General features: G+C 70.6%; 11 protein-coding genes and 1 pseudogene. 8 read left to right on the forward strand and 4 right to left on the reverse strand.

Annotated features, from left to right (window positions below; genetic code table 11):
- Nucleotides 1-12 precede the first annotated feature (12 nt).
- Nucleotides 13-1,059 carry a zinc-binding dehydrogenase gene (locus ACZ5FU_RS34290; RefSeq protein ID WP_469047862.1) on the forward strand — a complete coding sequence of 349 codons (1,047 nt, stop codon included), beginning with the start codon at nt 13-15 and terminating at the stop codon, nt 1,057-1,059.
- A 70-nt stretch (nt 1,060-1,129) separates the two neighbouring features.
- On the opposite strand, the gene ACZ5FU_RS34295 is transcribed toward ACZ5FU_RS34290, so the two are convergent.
- On the reverse strand, nt 1,130-1,513 hold the full coding sequence (locus ACZ5FU_RS34295) for a nuclear transport factor 2 family protein (protein ID WP_469047864.1): 384 nt from the start codon (nt 1,511-1,513) through the stop codon (nt 1,130-1,132).
- A gap of 187 nt (nt 1,514-1,700) precedes the next feature.
- Here ACZ5FU_RS34295 and ACZ5FU_RS34300 point away from each other — a divergent pair.
- From ACZ5FU_RS34300 to ACZ5FU_RS34315, 4 genes and pseudogenes are all read left to right on the forward strand, one after another.
- A pseudogene (locus ACZ5FU_RS34300) lies at nt 1,701-2,291 on the forward strand (IS256 family transposase); the annotation flags it as partial.
- Between the two features lie 139 nt (nt 2,292-2,430).
- Nucleotides 2,431-3,258 carry a helix-turn-helix transcriptional regulator gene (locus tag ACZ5FU_RS34305; protein WP_451528187.1) on the forward strand — a complete coding sequence of 276 codons (828 nt, stop codon included), beginning with the start codon at nt 2,431-2,433 and terminating at the stop codon, nt 3,256-3,258.
- 175 nt (nt 3,259-3,433) lie between these two features.
- The gene (locus ACZ5FU_RS34310; protein ID WP_451528172.1) at nt 3,434-4,375 is read left to right on the forward strand and encodes an NADP-dependent oxidoreductase; all 942 of its coding nucleotides are present in this window, start codon (nt 3,434-3,436) and stop codon (nt 4,373-4,375) included.
- A gap of 430 nt (nt 4,376-4,805) precedes the next feature.
- Nucleotides 4,806-5,759 (forward strand): alpha/beta hydrolase family protein, encoded by a 954-nt coding sequence (locus ACZ5FU_RS34315; RefSeq protein ID WP_451528171.1) that lies wholly within the window; start codon nt 4,806-4,808, stop codon nt 5,757-5,759.
- 404 nt (nt 5,760-6,163) lie between these two features.
- Here the strand turns inward: ACZ5FU_RS34315 and ACZ5FU_RS34320 are convergent, their stop codons facing one another.
- Together ACZ5FU_RS34320 and ACZ5FU_RS34325 are read right to left on the reverse strand one after the other, a co-directional pair.
- Nucleotides 6,164-7,882: an endo-1,4-beta-xylanase gene (locus ACZ5FU_RS34320; protein ID WP_451528170.1), complete on the reverse strand. Its 1,719-nt coding sequence runs from the start codon at nt 7,880-7,882 to the stop codon at nt 6,164-6,166.
- A gap of 602 nt (nt 7,883-8,484) precedes the next feature.
- The gene (locus ACZ5FU_RS34325) at nt 8,485-9,264 is read right to left on the reverse strand and encodes an NAD(P)H-dependent oxidoreductase (protein ID WP_469047866.1); all 780 of its coding nucleotides are present in this window, start codon (nt 9,262-9,264) and stop codon (nt 8,485-8,487) included.
- Between the two features lie 139 nt (nt 9,265-9,403).
- On the opposite strand from ACZ5FU_RS34325, the gene ACZ5FU_RS34330 reads away from it, so the two are divergent.
- Nucleotides 9,404-10,252, forward strand: a complete 849-nt coding sequence (locus tag ACZ5FU_RS34330; protein ID WP_468646557.1) for a helix-turn-helix transcriptional regulator — start codon at nt 9,404-9,406, stop codon at nt 10,250-10,252.
- Nucleotides 10,253-11,875: 1,623 nt separating this feature from the next.
- On the opposite strand, the gene ACZ5FU_RS34335 is transcribed toward ACZ5FU_RS34330, so the two are convergent.
- Nucleotides 11,876-12,631 carry a TetR/AcrR family transcriptional regulator gene (locus ACZ5FU_RS34335; RefSeq protein ID WP_451528167.1) on the reverse strand — a complete coding sequence of 252 codons (756 nt, stop codon included), beginning with the start codon at nt 12,629-12,631 and terminating at the stop codon, nt 11,876-11,878.
- A 249-nt stretch (nt 12,632-12,880) separates the two neighbouring features.
- Here ACZ5FU_RS34335 and ACZ5FU_RS34340 point away from each other — a divergent pair, with 249 nt between their 5' ends.
- Both ACZ5FU_RS34340 and ACZ5FU_RS34345 read left to right on the forward strand, forming a co-directional pair.
- Entirely contained in the window at nt 12,881-15,121 is a 2,241-nt protein-coding gene (locus ACZ5FU_RS34340) for an MMPL family transporter (protein ID WP_469047868.1), read from the forward strand.
- A gap of 452 nt (nt 15,122-15,573) precedes the next feature.
- Nucleotides 15,574-17,355, forward strand: a complete 1,782-nt coding sequence (locus ACZ5FU_RS34345) for a S8 family peptidase (RefSeq protein ID WP_469047897.1) — start codon at nt 15,574-15,576, stop codon at nt 17,353-17,355.
- The last annotated feature ends 439 nt before the right edge of the window (nt 17,356-17,794 follow it).

Raw genomic sequence — 17,794 nt, forward strand, 5'->3', positions numbered from 1 at the left:
GAGGAGACAGTCATGAAGGCAGCCATCTTCCGAGGCGAGAAGCACATCGAGCTCGGCCGGCGCCCAAACCCCACCATCCGGAAGGCGACCGACGCCGTCGTCCGTGTCGTGCGCGGCTGCGTGTGCGGTTCCGACCTCTGGTACTACCGCGGCATCAACCCCCACAAGGTCGGCAGCATCGGCCACGAGTACGTCGGCGTCGTCGAGGCGGTCGGCGAGGGCGTGACGGACCTCGCGGTCGGCGACTTCGTCATCGCCCCCTTCACCTACAACGACGGCACCTGCCCCGCCTGCCGGGCCGGGTTCGAGTCCAACTGCGAGCGCGGAGGCGCCTTCGGCGACGGCGACAGTGACGGCGGCCAGGGCGAGAAGGTCCGCGCGCCCTACGCCGACGCGACCCTGGTGAAGGTCCCCGCGCCGGCCGACGGGTTCACCGACGCCCAGCTCGCCTCCTTCACCGCGCTCTCCGACGTCATGTGCACCGGCTACCACGCCGCCGTCAGCGCGGGCGTGAAGCAGGGCGACACCGTCGCCGTCGTCGGTGACGGCGCCGTGGGCCTGTCGGCCGTGCTGGCCGCCAGGCTCCTGGGCGCGGGCCGGATCATCGCGCTCAGCCGTCACGCCGACCGGCAGGCCCTGGCGAAGGAGTTCGGCGCCACCGACATCGTCGCCGAGCGCGGAGACGAAGCCGTCGGGGCCGTCCTCGGCCTCACCGACGGAGCCGGCGTCGACGCCGCGCTCGAATGCGTCGGCACCGACCAGTCCATCGAGACCGCCGCCGGCATCGTCCGCGCCGGCGGCATGATCGGCGCTGTCGGCGTCCCGCTCTACGAGAAGTTCGAGTACAAGACGCTGTTCTGGAAGAACATCGGGATCAAGGGGGGCGTCGCCCCCGCCCACCACTACATCCCGGAGCTGCTGCAGCACGTCCTGGACAAAACGATCAACCCCGGACTCGTCTTCGACTACTCCACCGACCTCGACCACGTCGCCGACGCCTACGCCGCCATGGACGAGCGCCGCGCGATCAAGGCGCTCCTCACCGTCAGCCGGCCGTGAGTCCGGGCCCCTGCACCAGTGCGGTCCAGGGGACAAGGAGGTCAGGCACCCACGGGGCCGGCGGCCCGGTTCACCAGGTGGTGGCGACGGTCCGTTGCGCGGTCCACCCGTCGTCATGAAGGGCGTAGGCGGTCGCCAGGCGCAGGCGCCAGTCGGCGCGGGTGCCGTACACGGTGGCATCGGTCAGGGTCCGGACCCTCCGGTGGGCCGTGCCGTCGTCATCGACGTCGAGCGCGGTGTCCTTCTCCTCGATGGAGTGGTGGACGAACCGTCCCTGACGCATCTGCGCCGGCCACTCGGCCTTCGGCTGCACATAGCCGGTCATGTGGGTGAGGGTGAAGTCCTTGGCGAGCAGGCCGTCGAGAGTGGTGGTGTCACCTTCGACCATGGCGTCCAGGAAGGCGCGATGGGCCTCCGTGAGGCTCGTGGGGGCCGTTGCGTCGGGGGTGGGCATGTGACTTCTTGGCGAACGGTCCAACGTGGTGCGCCGTCGGCGGGGGCCTGTGCCGGCACGGCAGATCCAGCGTGGCACACCGAGCGGTCGGGGCGGTGTCGAGGAGGCTGTCGCGGCCCGGACGGTTCGGGATCGCCGCGCACGCGCCGCAGCATGTCGCCGAGCGGTGTGTCCGCCTCGTCGTGGCTGGATGCGCATCCTCACCGAGATCAAGAATCGCGGCGTCGACGACGTCCTCATGCTCGTCTGCGAGGGTCTCGAGGGCCTGCCCGACGCGGTGGAGACCGTCTGGCCCCGCACCACCGTCCAGACCTGTGTGGTCCATCTGCTGCGGAACTCCTTCCGCTGTGCCGCCCGCCAGGACTGGGACAAGATCGCTCGTGTCCTCAAGCCCGTCTGCACAGCCGCGACCGAGGAAGCCGCATTCGAGCGGTTCGCGGAGTTCGCCGACGCGTGGGGCAAGAAGTATCCGGCGATCGTCAGGCTCTGGGAGAACGCGTGGGAGGAGTTCACGCCGTTCCTGCGGTTCGACACCGGGATCCGCCGCATCGTCTGCACCATGAACGCCATCGAGTCGGTGAACGCCAGGATTCGGCGGGCGGTCAAGGCCCGCGGGCACTTCCCGAACGAGACCGCCGCCTTGAAATGTGTCTACATGGTCATCATGTCGCTGGACCCCACCGGCCGTGGCCAGGCCCGCTGGACCATGCGCTGGAAGACCGCCCTGAACGCCTTCGGCATCACCTTCGACGGCCGACTCCCAGCAGCCCGTCAGTAACCCCGACCCCGTAGTTGCACCGCTCGTTCGACAGACCCCGCCGCGTCAGCCAGGGACGACTTGTCCCCGGATGAAGTCACCCTTCACGCGTTTTCCGGCGCACGTCATGATTGCCCTGTCGAACAAAGGAGGCCGGGCGATGGACCGGGCGTTGCTTGCAGATTTTCTCCGTGCGCGTCGTGAGACGCTGCAGCCGGAGGAGGTCGGGCTGCCCCGTGGGGAGCGACGCCGCACTGGTGGGTTGCGGCGCGAGGAGGTGGCCGCGCTGGCCGGCATGTCGGCCGACTATTACGGCAGGATCGAGCAGCAGCGTGGTCCGGTGCCGTCGGAGCGGATGCTCGTCGCGCTCGCCGGGGCGTTGCGCTTGAATGGGAGCGAGCGTGACCACCTGTTCGCCATCGGCGGTCTGGCGACGCCACGGCGGGTCTTGCGCGACGATCACGCCGGTCCCACGATGACGCGGATCGTCGCCGGGCTCTCGGACGTGCCCGCCATCGTGCTGTCACGGTTCGGCGAGGCGTTGTTGCAGACGCGTCCGGCCATCGCCCTGCTCGGTGATTTCACCCGGTACTCGGGTCTGTCCCGCTACCTCGTCTACCGCTGGTTCACCGGTGAGCCGCGGGTGCGTGGTCTGTATCCCATCGAGGACCATCCGCTGCGGGGCAGGGTCTTCGCCGCGGAGATCCGGGAGGCGTACACGGCCGACCCCACCGGGAAGGCCGCTGAGATCGTCGACGCGCTCTTGAAGGTCAGCCCCGAGTTCGCGAACATCTGGCGGCTGCACGAGGTGGGCGTGACCCACCACCACGACCTCAAGCGCTACCTGCACCCTGAGCTTGGGGAACTGGAGCTCTACGCCGAACTGCTGCTGGATCCCGAGCAATATCACACGCTCCTGGTCTTCACCGCCGAACCAGGCTCGCCCAGCCACGACAAGCTTGCGCTCCTGACCGCTGTCGCCAACTAGCACCGGCGACAGCCGGCGGTAGGCGACCGTCGGCTCCGCACACTCGGCGGCGCCGCCCCGCAGCAGCGGCATGCCCCCCGATCTCCTCATGCTTCAAGGCGAGGCACATGTCCCCTCGAAGCATGTTCCCGTCATGAGCGTCATGAGAAAACTGCCATGAAAGTCGAGGTCTGCCATGAAGGCAGTTCGTTTCCACGAGTACGGCGGCGCGGATGTGCTGCGTTACGAGGACGTGGAACGGCCGGTGCCGGCCGCGGGGGAGGTTCGGATCCGGGTCGCCGCGACCTCGTTCAACCCGGTCGACGGCACCATCCGTGCCGGTTTCATGCAGGGCCCCGTTCCGGTGGCCTTGCCGCACACTCCCGGCATCGACGTCGCGGGCACGGTCGACGCGCTGGGTGAGAGCGTGCACAACGTCAGGGCAGGCGACCCGGTCGTCGGCTTCCTGCCGATGACCGGCGCCGGCGCGGCGGCGGAATACGTCCTCGCTCCGGCCCGGCTGCTGACGTCGGCGCCCGCGAGCATCGCGCTGGCTGATGCGGCCGGGCTGCCGCTGGTGGGCCTCACCGCCTGGCAGGCCCTCTTCGACCATGCCGGGCTGACCGCCGGCCAGCGCGTGCTGATCCACGGTGCGGGCGGCGCGGTCGGCGGCTACGCCGTACAACTGGCCAAGCACGCCGGCGCCCACGTGATCGCCACGGCGGGGCCGCGCAGCAGCGAACGGGCCAGGGCCGCCGGCGCCGATGAGGTGTTCGGCCACGGGGTCCCCGAGCTGTCGGCACTCGTCGATGTCGTGCTCAACCTCGCCCCCGTCGACCCGGTGGAACTGGCCGCGCTGACCTCCGTGGTGTGCGACGGCGGTGTCGTGGTGAACACGACGGTATGGATGCCCGCACCGTCCGACGAGGAACGCGGCGTGCGCGGTGTCGACCTCTTCGTCAAGAGTGATGCCGCACAACTGGCGCGACTGGTGACGCTGGTCGACTCCGGGGCGCTACGCGTCGACATCGCCCGGCGGGTGCCGCTGACCGGCCTTGCGGCCCTGCATGCCGAGGCCGCCGAAGGCGCGGTCTGCGGCAAGGTCGTCGTCCTCACCTCCGCTGCCTCTCCCGCCTGAGTCACACCTGACGCCTGCCACCGGGCCGGACCCGGGGCCCTGATCATGACCGAGGACGCCAGGCGCGCTCAGCACCCCGGCCCGTCGTCGGCGAAGTCCGGCTGATACATACCGGCCTCGACCTCCCACCCGGTCAACCCCCGCATCACCGCACGTCCGCCGCCCCTCGGCCACGCAGACCGTGAGCGTCAGGCTCACCACCATCGGCCCCCGGCAGATACCCCTGGCCCCGCGGACGGCGACCACCGACAAGATCACCGATCTCCTCGATGAGTTCCACCGCGAGCACCTCCTGCTGATCACACAGCCACGCGGATTCGCTCGCCGCGGTCCGACGCCCCGCCCAGCGGGCAACTCACGGCCGCCTCACCGCCCGCGGGTCGAACCGATCCGCCGGACGGCACACACCACAGAAGGGCAACCACGCACCATGACCACATCCCTTGCCGACACCCTGGGCACACCGGCCCCCGTCCTGTCCTACAGCCCGGTGGTACTGCCCGTACCCGGGCGGCCCGTGGACCTCCAGGTCCGGGTCTCCGCGCCCGAGAGGGGAGCCGGCCTTCCCGTCATCCTGTTCTCCCACGGCCAGGGCCCCTCGAACAACCTCTCCTCCCTCAACGGCTACGGACCGCTGGTCAGCTTCTGGGCCGCCCACGGATTCGTCGTCATCCAGCCCACCCATCTCGGCTCCAGGACCCTGAGCCACCTGGTCACCGACGCCCCCGGAGCCCCCTACTTCTGGCGCTCGCGCGCCCAGGACATGGTCCACATCCTCGACCGGCTCGACGAGATCGAGAAGTCGGTGCCGCTGCTCGCCGGGCGGATCGACCACACCAAGGTCGCCGTCGCCGGACACTCCTTCGGCGGCTTCACCTCCAGCACCCTGCTCGGAGCCAAGGTCACCGACCCCGACACCGGGGAGGAAGCCGGCTTCCTCGAACCCCGCATCAAAACGGGCGTGTTGCTGGCCGCACCTGGCAGGGGCGACGCCATCAACGGACCCATGGGTGACGCGCTGCCGGTCTTCAAGACCATCGACTTCTCCACGATGACCACCCCCGCTCTGATCGTCACCGGCGACGAGGACGACTCCCAGCACTTCACGGACATGGGACCGGACTGGCACGCCGACTCCTACACCCTCAGCCCCGGCCCCAAGTCCCTGCTCACGCTGTTCGGCGCGGGGCACGCACTGGGAGGGATCCCCGGATACGACGCCGATGAGACCACCGACGAGAGCCCCGAGCGGGTCGCCGCCGTCGGACAGCTCACCTCGGCCTACCTCCGCAGCCGACTGCACCCCGGTGACCATGCCTGGCGAACCGCGTGCGAGGCCCTCGCGTCCGATCCCGCCGCGGTCGGAGGAGTCAAAACCAAGTAGGTCCTCCGCAGGCGCGGCGGCGTCCGCGCGACAGGCAAGTGCCCCATGGACGTTGATGCGGTGGGCCCGGGCGGGCATGGTGATCGCTCGGGCCCACCGTGCCGGCGTACGGACTTTCCTCCCCAGATGCGTACGGACGAACGTCCCCAGGTCTGGCCGCAGGCAGCGGCAACGGGACAGAGGATCCCGGTTGAGACCGATGACCCGAGCAGGGACATTCACGCGATGAGCCCCAGTACATCGTCTGAATCGATCGGGCGGGGGTGGGACGAGCGCTGGTATCGGGTCCGCATGGAGAACTTCCAGGCGTCGTTCCTGCCCAGCGACGGCGAGGACGTTGCCGGAGCCGTCCTTGCTGACGCGGCTGGTCCGCTTTCGGGGCCGGTTGGCGGTGGTCGCCGTGCCTATCCGGTGTCTGAGCGGCGAGCGTCGTCCAGGACGTCACGCAGGGCCCAGTAGGCGGGTTTCGCCTCGTACGCCGCGTCCCAGGGAAGGGCGTTTCCCGGACTGGGGGGATAGTGCCGCAGGTCAGCCGTGGAGCCGTACTTGTCGGTGAAACCCCAGGTCGAGAACGAGGTGCAGTTGGGTTCCTCGCTGCAGACGGCGAGTTTCCCCGCCAGCTGGCGGGCCTGGATGTCCTCTTCGTCCTCGTCGACGAGGACGTCCGCCTCCGAGACCCGGGCCTTCAGGCCGAGTTCGGCCAAGGCCCGGACCTTGCGTCGGAAGACCTCGGGGTCGGTACGGTCGCCGACGGCGTATTCGTGGTCCTGGAAACCGACGCCGTCGATGGGAACGCCCCGCTCCTTCAGCCGGATCAGCAGTGCGTGGAGGGCGTCCCAGCGGGGACCGTCCTCCTCCACCCCGTACTCGTTGAGGTACAGCACCGCGTGCGGGTCGGCCTCGCGGGCGGCATGGAAGGCGATGTCGATGTACTGCTCACCCATCGCTTCGAACCACAATTGCGGCCGTACGCCCCGGTTGCCGTTGGAGTAGTCCTCGTCCTCGTCGGACATGGGCTCGTTCACCACGTCCCATTCCGCCACCTTCCCCCGGAAGTGGCCGGCCACCGCGCGTATGTGCTCCACCATGACGCGCCTGCGCTGCTCGTGCGTCATCTCGGCGCGCATCCATGCGGGCAGGGCCTCGAACCAGACGAGGGTGTGGGCGTGCACCTTCATCCTGTTGGCCTCGGCGAAGTCCACCAGGGCATCGCCTTCCGCGAACGCGAACACGCCGCGTCGAGGCTGGACGAACTGCGGCTTGAAGTCGTTCTCCGGCGTCAGCATGGAGAACTCCTCACCCGCCGTCCGGCGGTAGGCGCTGTCCGTCAGCAAGGGGCCCGCGGCCAGGGCTGTTCCCATACGGATCGGGCGTGGGAGAGCCGCCGCCAGATCACGCATCGCATCGCTGGACCGGGGCACTCGCAGGCCGGGCGCGTCCACGACGGACATCCGGCCCCGGCCCAGTGACCGTGCGTGGAGATCGCTGAGGGTCCAGCCCTTCCCGCGGGCTCCCGCGTCCGCGCCGAACCAGATGCGGCCGTGGCCGAAGACGTCCCGCGCGGGAACGGTTCCCACGACCCTGCCGTCGGCCTCCAGCACCAGCCTGTTCGCGCGGACTTCGACGGCGAGGCGGACGTCGGGCCCCAGGCCGCTGCCGAAGGTCCGGGTCAGCGCGGGTCCGTCGGAGTCCCCGTCCCAGCGGTCGACCCGGAGCCTCCCGCCGACCACGCCGATGCGCACGCCGCGCCGTTCGTAGCGCCATTCGTCGTAGACGACCGGCGTCTCACCGTACAGATGCAGGTAGGCATCCGTGTCGTCCGTGCGCCGCAGGCCGGCCTCGATCCGGACATCCCCTCGGAACACCATGTGGGGACCGCGCAGGTTCACCGGTGGGTTCGGCTGTCCGCCGGTACCGTCCTGGCGTGTGATGCGCCGGTCGAGGGAGGTGATCCGTATCCCCGCGTGTGTGGGCTTCGCGCCGGCGAAGTGAGCCCAGTCCCTGCCGTCCAGGAGGTCCTCCACCGGTCCCCCCGCGGGCGCGGAGGTGCCGGCGCGGTCCCCCGGGACACCGGCGGCCAAGGCGCACACCACCGCGACGACGGCGCTCCTTCGAAACCGCATGAACAGCAGCGCTCCGTATCCTCGGTCCGTCTTGCGACGGCATCGCCGCCCTCAGTCACACCGTCGCCGAGCACCGTCTCGCCGGCCTCGGCAAGAACGGCTTCGACCCGATCGCGTCTCCCCCGCTGTGACCGATCGCCATTGTCTCAGGTGCGAGTGAGGGACCGTCGGCCGAGGACCGTTCGGGAACGACGGCCGCAGAGCGGCCGGTACGTACGGCCCGCCTCGCCACCCGTCCGGCAGCCGAGGAGCAGGCCCGCCAGGAGGACGAGCCGGTCGCCGAGGTCCGGCACATCCGTGACGCGTCGCGGCGGGCCTGCGGAGCCCCGAGGACCGCAGCCGCGCGGCGGTCCGCCCCGGAGGGTTGTGTGTGGGACGTGTGAGGAGGAGATCTCCAGCGGGCAGTTCCGTGTCGATGACGAAGCTGATTTCGATGACCGGGCAGGCGAGATGCTGTCGAGGGACGCCGGTGAACAGCCGACGCGTCAGGACCGTCCGATCAGCCGTGATCGCCGCACCCGGATCATGCCACCGGCCTGGCACGACGCCTCACCCGTTGTCACGCACCCACTCGTCGGCCCGTCCTGTTCCCTCGCCGGCGGTCAGCCGCGCACGTGCAGCCCGAAGCCCGTGCGGCCCGCGGGTTCCAGTCCCTCCTTCAGGTGCAGCGAGGGGATCTCGTAGTCGCCGGAGTTCTGCCGCCGGAACGCGATCGGCTCGGTCGACTCCAGGGTCAGCAGGCGCTGCTCCCAGGCCTTGGCGACGTCCGGGTAGTCCTCGGTGGTCGTCCGGTCGGCGCCGTACAGGACGAACGGCGGCAGCACCTCGATACCCGGGTAGTAGAGGATGCCGTGCTGGATGGGGAACAGCAGATCGTCGATGGGCCCGCCGATCCCGCGAGCGGCGTAGTGCGGCTCCAGGCCGCCGACGGTGACCGACAGCACGGCCTTCCGGCCCGCGAGAGTGCCCTCGCCGAAGCGCTCGCCGTACTTCGTGTCGCTGTGCTCGCCGACGCCGTACGCGAAGTGGAAGGTGAACACCCGGTCCACCCATCCCTTGAGGATCGCGGGCATCGTGTACCACCACAGCGGGAACTGGAAGATGATCGTGTCGGCCCACAGCAGCTTCTCCTGCTCGGCGCGGACGTCGGGCGTGAGCGTCCCGGCGTCGAAGGCCCGGCCCGAGTCCCGGGCGACCTTCAGCGGGATCGAAGCGTCGGGGCCGTAGTCCGTGGCGTCCACGACGGCCTTCCAGTTCATCGCGTACAGATCGCTCACCCGCACCTCGTGCCCGGCGCCCTGCAGTGTGGACACCGCGAGATCCTTCAGCGAGCCGTTGAGCGACTTCGGCTCCGGATGGGCGTAGACGATCAGCGTCCTCATGGGAACTCCTTCGGATCGGATGCCTCCGATCCTGGACGTCCCGCCGTCCGGCATCCAGGGGCTCCCCGTCCGACGGAGGGGACTTCCTGGTAATGGCAGGACCACTCTCACGGGCCCCCGCCGAAGCCATACTGGGCGCATGGACGATCTCGCGGGCTTCCTGCGGACCCGGCGTTCCCGGGTCGACCCGGCGGCCGTCGGCATCCCCACCGACAGCCGCCGCCGGGTCGAGGGGCTGCGCCGCGAAGAGGTGGCGCACCTGTCCGGAGTCAGCGTCGACTACTACGTACGCCTGGAGCAGGGCCGCGCGACCCAGCCCTCCGAGCAGGTCCTCGACGCCCTCGCCCGCGTCCTCGACCTCGACGAAACCGAACGCGGACACCTCTACCGGCTTGCCCGACAGCGCCGCCACCGTGGGAAGGCACCGAGCGGGCGGGTCCGGCCGGAGCTGCTGCGCGTCCTGGACCTGGTGGGCGACGCACCCGCACTGATCATGAACCATCGCATGGACGTACTCGCCGGGAACCGTCTCGCCGAACTCCTCTACGGCCGCCCGATGCCGGGCCTGAACACCGCCCGGCACATCTTCCTCGAGGAAGCCGAGCGCGGCCTGTACGCGGGCTGGGAGAACTGCACCCTCGACGCGGTCGGGCACTTGCGCCTGGCCGCTGGTAAATACCCCGAGGATCCCCGCCTGGCCTCACTCGTCGGCGAGCTGGCGATGGGCAGTGAACGCTTCCGTCGTCTCTGGGCCCGGGCGGACGTGCGCGCCCGCACCCATGGACGCAAGGCGTACCGGCACCCTTTGGTCGGACCGCTGGAACTGCACCATGAGAACTTCGCGCTGCCGAACGAACCAGGCATCGAGCTGCTGGTGCTGTTCGCGGCCCCGGCCAGCCCCGCCGAGGACGCACTACGCCTGCTCGCCGACCTGGGCGCGGACAACGGCACTGCACGTGCCCCGGTGAACGCCCGGATCCGCGAGTAACCCACTGCCCCCGCCCACCGCATACGCACCGGCCCTGTCGGCTCAGTGCCCGGGCCGTCGTCAAGGTGATCATCAGACACAGGCGCACCATGACCATGACCACCGGCACCGCGAACGCATATCTCCGGCAGGGAATCCGCGTACTCGTTCGGATTCCGCCGGTTGATCCTTACGGCCACGATTTCTTCCAGAGGGTCACTCGGGGTTGTCGACACCCCCGAGTGAGGACTGCCGGCTGTGCCGGCGACCATGGACGGCACCGGCGACCGGTCGCTCGCGCTCAGGCCGGAGGGAGCGTGGGCAGACGGTCCGGGACGGCCGGACAGGATGCGGAAGACCTGCTGTCGGACCGCTCGTGCGGTGGTCGCCCTCCGCTCGGGTTCTCCGGCCCTGGGGCGGCAGTCCCCGCGCGGAAGCCGCTGGAGGCGGCCCGGACTCGGATGTGGTGTCCCGCCCTGAAGACGGTGCTGGTCGACCACGGATCCCCAACGTGCTGCGGGCTCACCCGGTGTCGTGCGCACCGCGCGATGCTGTCGGTCGCATTGCGGGAGACGCCGTCTCGTCGCAGGCCACCCAGCCGGTCGAGGACCCGTCGGTGGCAGCGGGGAGCATCGTCCTGACGCGGTCGGCCGCCCCGAGGTGCTCCGCGAGCGGTTCGGTGGTGAGGACCAGGACGCCCTCGCGCGTCTTTCCACGGCCGTCCGCTCCAGCGGCGGCCCGGGACGGAACTCTTCGCTCGTCCCTGGTGTCCTGCGCCGGGAACACGTCGGTGGATCCGTCCCGTCCAGGCGGTCGGAGTCCCGCCGCCGACCGGGCGTGTCGACCGGCCACGGCTCATCCGGAACCACCTGGGAGCTTCCGGCGCAGGACACTGGCGCGCCGCCGGTGGTGGGCACGGGATCCACCGGGTCGTGGGTTCACTTCCTCGGCCCGCTCGGCGACGGACGGCAGCTCAGGCGCCGGGCTCCGTCGGCAGGCCTGCCGCTCCCCCACCGGCACCCGCCTGACGGCTCGCCCGATGCTCCTCTTCCTCCTCTTCCTCGGCCAGGTCGGCTTGGTCCGGAGCGCCACTGTTCCACGCGACGGGCGGTGTCGGAGCCGTGATCGTCTGGGGTTCGTCGGAACCCGGGCGGACACTCGGCTGGGATCCCGGTGTGTGGGGCGTCTGCGCTTCGTCATCGGAGTTCGTCATGGAGTGCGGGTTCCCGCCGTTCTCGTTCGAATGCCTTGATCAAGTCCGGCCGGGGATCATCGTCACGCCCAGGACCTGAGAACCCCCGGCTGCTGCGGGCCGGCAGAACTGCGGCATCGGCTCAGCACGCGTTTCGTACGTGAGTCAGTCCGTTCGCCGACGGCTGTCTCATGGCGGCGCTCACGGCTTCGGCGGAACGCCGACGGCGCCTGTCCCGGCCGGTGCGAGGGGCGGCAGGTCACAGCGTGTCCATAGGGGCGGCAGTGCCTGACCGGCCGTCGTCTGCGCCTGCGCGTGCCTGCGTCGTCTGCGCCTGCGCGTGCCTGGGTCGAGAGGGTGGCGGCACCGAGAGCGTTCGTCCCGTCGGAGCCCGGTTCGGTGCGGAGCCGGGTCAGCCGCTCGTACGGCCGCCGTGCGTCCGGCGCGGTCCCTCAAGGGGCGGCCGGGGTCCCCGGGGGCTGCGGGGGGATGCGCCGATGGATGTCCTGCAGCAGGTCGCGCATGGCCATGCGGAAGATCTCCGCTTGGTGTTCGCCGATGAAGGAGGTGTGTCCGAAGGCCTCCAGGACGACCATGCCGTGCATGTGCCCCCAGGCGCCGAGGAGGAGAGCGGTCGCGGAAGGCGGCAGGGTTTCCGGACCGTGCGGGAACAGGGGTTCCAGGTGCGCCTGCAGAGCCGGTGAGAGCGTCCGGGTGTCGGCCGCGGCGAGTTGTGCGGTGGTGAACCCGTCGAACATCTCCCGCTGGAAGACCGCGCTCAGCCGGCGCATCGCCTGGGTGGTCGGGCCCTCGGCAGGTGCCTCGTAGTGGCGCAGCGGTGCGCCGTAGAGCAGCTGGAATCGTTCGACGTGGGTGACGGCCCAGCGGCGGTAGCCCTCGGCGGCGGCCAGGAACCGCCGTGCGGCCGGTTCGTGGGCCGCTGCGTCGACGGCTGCCGTCACGGCGTCGGCCAGGTCGTCGTACGCCTTGGCCACCAGTGCCGTGACGAGGGCGTCCCTGTTCGGGAAGTAGTGGTAGAGCCCTTGCACGGTCATGCCGAGGTCGCGGGCGACTGCTCGCAGGGACAGGGCGTGCGGGCCCTGCTCGGCGATCTGGCGCTCGGCAGCGTCCACGATCTCTCGCATGGCGACGGCTCGGCGTCGCTGGCGCAGGGACGGCAGGACCGTCGCGGGCTCTTCGGCGAACATGCGGCGATCCTAAGGCGGTTGACGGGACGGGTCGTCAGGGAACTCCGCTGCTCGGAAAACCTGACAGTGTCAGGTAAATCTCCTTCTGCTCAAGAACGCGCCGCCTCATTAGCGTCGTTCCCGGCGGCGGCGGACGCGGCATCGCGCACCCTCCACCGGGGCGAGGTGGGCTCTGCGACGCGTTCCGCCGGCTTCTCGCCCGGTCGTCGCCTCTCGTCTTTTCCGAAGAACCCCGAAGGAGATCCCCTCGTGTTCGAACGTATGGCCGGCCTGGCGATCCGCCGGTCCCGACTGGTGCTGGCCGTGGCCGCCCTGGCCGTGGCACTGATGGGGGTGGTGGGCGCCGGCGCCTTCGACAAGCTGAAGGGAGGCGGCTTCGACGACCCCGCCTCCCCCTCCACGCGGGCGGCGAACGTCATCGCCGACAAGTTCGGCGGCGAGACCAACCTCGTCCTGCTGGTCCGCTCCCCCGGCGGCCGCATCGACACCCCCGCCGCCGAGGAGAGCGGCCGGGAACTGGTGGCCGCTCTCCGGAAGGACGAGCGGCTCGGCAACCTCGTCTCCTTCTGGGAGACGAACAGTGCGGACCTGCGTTCCGAGGACGGCCGTGAGGCCCTGGTCCTCGCCCACGTGAAAGGCGACACCACCGAGCAGCGGGAAAGCACCGTCGCGATCCTGGACGCCTACGGCGGCTCCTACAAGGACACTCTCACCGTCCGGGCCGGAGGAGGGGCCGCTGTGGGAGCCGGCCTGTCGAACCAGGTGGTCGAGGATCTGGTCCTCGCCGAGGCGATCGCGATACCGCTGACCCTTGTGCTGCTCCTGGTCGTCTTCGGCGGCGTCGTCGCGGCGCTGTTGCCGCTCGTCATCGCCGTCATCGCCGTCGTCGGCTCGTTCGCCCAGCTCTTCCTGCTCGGCAGCGTCACCGACGTGGCCGACACCGCGACCAACCTCACCACCGCCCTGGGTCTCGGACTGGGCATCGACTACGCCCTGTTGATGGTCAGCCGCTTCCGGGAGCAGATCGCGGCCGGGGTGAGCGTGGACGACGCCGTCCGACGGACGGTGCACACCGCGGGTCGCACCGTCGCCTTCTCCGCGGCGACCGTCGCGGCGGCACTGGCAGCCCTCATGGTGTTCCCGCAGTACTTCCTGCGCTCGTTCGGCTTCGCCGGGGTCGGCGTCGTCGCCGTCGCCGCCCTGAGCACCCTGTTCGTGATGCCGGCCCTGCTGAAGGTCCTGGGGCACCGGGTCGACGGCGGGCGGATGCCGTGGGCGAAGTCGCGGCGCTCCGAGGCTCAGGCGCCGGTGTGGGGGCGGCTGGCGCGCACCGTCATGCGGCGGCCCGTGCTCACGGCGGTGCCCGTCCTCGCCGTGCTGCTGCTGGCGGCGAGTCCTCTGCTGAACGTCACCTTCGGAACGCCGGACGAACGCGTGCTGCCCGAGGACGCCGAGAGCCGCCAGGTCTCGCAGATCCTGCGGGAGGAGTTCGGCGGCGGCGAGGACTCGGCCGTCCTCATCGCCATCGACAGCTCCGTGGCCGAAGCCCCGCTGGCCTCGTATGCGGGGCGACTGGCCGCGCTCGAGGGAGTCGAGCGTGTCGAGACCAGCGCGGGCACCTACAGCGCGGGGCGGCCCGTCGCGACCGGCCCGGCCGACTCCGCCCTCGGCCGGCCCGACGCACAGCGGATCAGTGTGGTGAGCGGTCTGACGCCGAAGTCCGAGGCGGCCGAGAGCCTGGTCGAGCAGGTGCGGTCGGTGACTCCGCCCCCGGGGACGGAACCCTTGGTCGGCGGGAACGACGCCGTGCTGGTCGACGCCAAGGAATCCATCGCCGGCGAACTCCCGCTGGCCGTGACCCTGGTCGTCCTCAGCACCTTCCTGCTGCTCTTCCTGTTCACCGGCAGCGTCGTGCAGCCGCTGCGCGCGCTGGTCCTCAACCTGATCAGCCTGGGTGCCACCCTCGGTGTGATGACCTGGATCTTCCAGGACGGCAACCTCTCCTCACTGCTCGGCTTCACCGCCCAGCCGATGGAGCTGGCGATGACCGTGCTGATGTTCTGCATCGGCTTCGGCCTCTCGATGGACTACGAGGTCTTCGTCACCAGCCGGATCAAGGAACTCCACGACCGGGGAGCGGACAACGAGACCGCCGTGGTCGACGGCCTCGGCCACACCGGGCGCATCGTCAGCGCGGCCGCCTTCCTGCTCGCGGTGAGCTTCTTCGCCTTCGGCACCGCCAAACTCAGCTTCATGCAGATGTTCGGCCTCGGCAGCGGACTGGCCGTCCTCATCGATGCCCTCGCCGTCCGCGGCGTGCTCGTCCCCGCCGCGATGCGTCTGCTGGGGAACTCGGCCTGGTACGCGCCCGGCTTTCTCCGCGCGTTCCACGCGCGGTACGGCCTGAGCGAAGGTGGTCCCGAGCCGGCGTCCGCCGCCGGATCGGCGGCAGCGGCTCGGGCGGACACGAAGGAGTCGACCATGGTGTGACCGGCCTGAGCACCGCTGAGCCACTCACCGCGACTTGTCGCGCAAGGCGCGAAAACGGACGTGACCGAGCGCGAGGTCCCGCCCGGCCACGATCCGTTCCTACGGCGGCACCCGCTGAGCCCGTGGCTGAAGGGATCGTTCCATGAGCCGCCGGCGTCTCCGCGGGACGGCGTTGCGGAACGACCAGCCGGTCTGCGGCGCACGCCGGGGCGCGGTCGGCGTCGCCGGGCTCCCGGTGGATCCCTCCTCCCCCGGATGCCCAGGGCAGGTGTCTTTTCCGCCATGCCGTCATGACGGCATGGCGGAAAGGTACTTCCGCACAGGAGCATGTGCCTGACATCTTGCGTCCACCACTCGTTTCGTATGGCCCGGCCGGTGTCCTCACCACGATCGGGCCGTCTCCGGAGGACGCATTGACACTCCGCATATCCAGCCGGCCCGGACGCACGCCGGTGCTGGCGGCCACGCTCGGCGCCGTCCTCGCGTTCGGCGCCCCGGGCGCCCTCGCGGGCACGCTGCCCGTCGCCTCCTCCACCGCGCCCGCCGCCGAGGCCCACGCTCCGGCCGCCGAGGCCCACGCTCCGGTCGCCGCACCGGCTTCCGGGAGTGCGGCCTGGGTGGCCGGCACGCGCGCCTACCTCGTGATCACCGCCCCCGGTGACAGTTCGGCGGTGCGCTCCGCGATCGCGGCCAACGGCGGCACCGTCTTCTCGGCCTTCGACGCCATCGGCGTGATCGTCGCCCACTCGGCGTCCAGTGGGTTCGCCGCGACCCTGCGCGGCGTCGCGGGCGTGCAGCAGGTCGGCGCCACGCGCACCTCGGACGTCCCGGCCGCCGCCTACGACCCGGCGCTCCCGGCCGATCCGGCTCAGGCCTCGACCCCGGCCGGGGAACCGGTCCGGGCCGACATGAGCCAGATCAAGGCCGACCAGGCCTGGGCCGTGAACCCGGGCTCCGCCTCCGTCACCGTCGGCATCCTGGACACCGGTGTGGACGACCGGCACCAGGACCTGGCGCCCAACTTCGACGCGGCCGACTCGGTCTCCTGCGCCTACGGCAAGCCCGACACCCGGGCCGGTGCCTGGCGCGACGTGGACACGCACGGCACCCACGTGGCGGGCACCGTCGCCGCGGCCAAGAACGGCAAGGGCGTCGTCGGCGTGGCCCCCGGGGTGAGGATCGCCGCGGTCCGGGTCGCCGAGCCGGGCAACTCCTTCTTCTTCGCCGAGAACACCGTCTGCGGCTTCGTCTGGGCCGGTGACCACGGCTTCAAGGTCACCAACAACAGCTATTACACGGACCCGTGGCAGTTCAACTGCCCCGACGACATCGACCAGGCCGCCATCATCGAGGGCGTCAAGCGCGCCCAGGAGTACGCCGAGAGCAAGGGCTCCCTCCAGATCGCCGCGGCGGGCAACGAGAACTACGACCTCGCCCACAAGACGACCGACTCCGCGAGCCCGAACGACTCGACGCCGGTCACCCGCACCATCACCAACGCCTGCCTCGACATCCCGACCGAACTGCCGGGCGTGGTCACGGTCGCGGCCAACGGCACGGGCGTCACCAAGGCCTCGTTCTCCAACTACGGGCAGAACGTCATCGACGTCGCGGCGCCGGGCAGCAGCGTGTACTCCACCGTCCCCGGCGGCCGCTACGGCAGCAAGAGCGGCACCTCGATGGCCACCCCGCACGTGGCCGGTGTGGCGGCGCTCATCGCCAGCGCCGAGCCGGGCATCACCCCGGCGCAGATCCGCGCCAGGCTGGCCGCCCAGGCCAACGACATCGCCTGCCCCTCGGACAGCCGCTGCACGGGCACGACGGCGAACAACTCGTTCTTCGGCGAAGGACAGGCCGACGCCCTCAAGGCCGTCGGGACCACCCCGCCGCCCGGCAAGTACTTCGAGAACCTGGCGGACTTCACCGTCAACGACAACGCGACCGTGGAGAGCCCGATCGCCGTCACCGGCGTGAGCGGCAACGCCCCGGCCGCCCTCATGGTGGGGGTGGACATCAAGCACACCTACATCGGTGACCTGAAGGTCGACCTGGTGGCGCCGGACGGCACCGTCCACACCCTGCACAACCGCACCGGCGGCAGCGCCGACGACATCGCCCGGACCTACACCGTGAACGCCTCCTCGGAGGTCGCGAACGGCACCTGGAAGCTGCGCGTCGACGACAACGCCGCCTCCGACATGGGCAAGATCGACGCCTGGAACCTGACCTTCTAGCAGTGCTTCGTCGCCTTGGGTGATCCTTCCTGGTGGTGGGCGTCTCCCCCGGTACGGGGCCGGGGGAGACGGAACGGCTCCGGGGCGGGTCGGCGGGGTTCGCCGGCGATGTGTTCGGGGCACTGCCGTGGCGGGATCAGCGGCGGTCCGGAAGCGGGACGAACTCGCCGCCGCGGCCCGCCTCTTCCCGCGCGGACTCAGGCGGCGATCGCACGTCGTCCGCGGCCGCTGCGGCCGCCCCCTCCTCCATGTCCTGGACGAGAACCCCATGGGTTCCTGATCGGCACATGACGCGACCCGTTCTCACGGGTGTCCGTGGCCGGTGGTCACGCATCCGGCCACACGGTCCGGCTCGGCCGACGCCCCGGGAACAGTTCCGCCTCCCGGTTCGCGGCGAGTTCCCTGTCCGCCGCCCGCCCGTGTCGTCAACCGCGTTCGT

This window comes from Streptomyces sp. NPDC031554, from assembly GCF_055580685.1.